2 protein-coding genes are annotated in these 1223 nt (G+C 45.3%); both read right to left on the bottom strand.

From position 1 onward, the window contains the following. Positions 1 to 117 precede the first annotated feature (117 nt). Entirely contained in the window at positions 118 to 606 is a 489-nt protein-coding gene (locus A3738_RS19165; RefSeq protein WP_068475076.1) for a chemotaxis protein CheW, read from the bottom strand. 112 nt (positions 607 to 718) lie between these two features. Beyond that, positions 719 to 1223 (bottom strand): chemotaxis protein CheW (locus tag A3738_RS19160; RefSeq protein ID WP_197473920.1); only part of this gene is annotated, 505 nt, incomplete at its 5' end.

Below are 1223 nucleotides of genomic sequence, written 5' to 3'. Positions count from 1 at the left end.
CATGGCTTGTTTGCGCAAGGTAATGCCGCACGCAGCTAAAGCAAAGATGGATGAACACGCTAACACTAACATTAGCGGATCAAGGATAATTCCAAACAACATAAGGTTTTCCTGTGGCTATAGCGATGCCATTTCTGCCCATTCTTCTTCAGACAGCATTTTTTCAAATTCAACCAAAATGATCAGCTCGCCATTTTTATTGCAAACACCTTGAATGAACCGTGCACTTTCATCGTTGCCAACGTTCGGCGCTGTTTCAACTTCTGACTGCTTCAAATAAACAACTTCTGCAACCGAATCAACAAGCACACCAACAACCTGACCCTCAAGTTCAAGAACAACAATGCGTGTCTGGTCTGTCACCTCAGCCTCTGGCAACCCAAAACGCGTGCGGGTATCAATGACCGTTACAACGTTACCACGCAAATTGATAATGCCGAGCACGTAATTTGGCGCGCCAGGCACGGGAGCAATCTCTGAGTAACGCAAAACTTCCTGAATTTGCATAACGTTAATGCCGTACGTTTCATCATCTAAACGAAACGTGACATATTGAAGTACCTGATCTTCTAATTGATCAGAGTTATGAGCTGTACTTGAAGACATTGATCGCCTCTTACTAACCGCTTCCGCGGTATTTATTGTTAAGAATTCGCCAAGTTATAAATGGCTCGTCATAGCTTAAATATAGAACATAGCGCACTCTGCGCCACCTTATTCACTCCGAAACATGCAACTTATTTTCATCAAGCAGATCGGCAAAACTATCCACATCTAGCAGAGCACACATTTTGTCTATGACAGTTCCTGCTAACCATGGCCGTTTACTGTTGCAAGTACGCCACTTAACTTGACTCTGTTGCAGCCTGACGGCATGAGAAACAGAGGTACATGCTAATGCCCAGTTAGTATCACCCAGTCGAATCACAAACTCATAATCCTCGATACCTGATGCCTGCATTCGGCTAGGCATAACCCAGCGAGCTGTATCCACAACTTGCAGATTGCCGGCGTTGCTATTAAGCATCCCTAGGTACCAAGAACTTCTACCGACGATCGGCGTAATATCTGAATCGATACGATGAATCGAGCCCAGAGAAACTAAAGGTACTGCGAGCTGAAGACCTTTCACGTCAAACAAAAGCGCTTCGAATTCGGGCAAGTTCTTAAAGGAGTTTTCGCGTACTCGTACTTGAGGCGGCTCTGGCTCTGGCTCTGGCTCT

Source organism: Oleiphilus sp. HI0066 (genome assembly GCF_001635725.1).
Note: the sequence above shows the minus strand (reverse complement) of the source record. Positions and strands in the feature narration are given on the sequence as shown.

Excerpts from the sequence above, each read along its gene's own strand:
- A3738_RS19165 (WP_068475076.1), bottom strand. The coding sequence starts at position 606 with ATGTCTTCAAGTACAGCTCATAACTCTGATCAATTAGAAGATCAGGTA.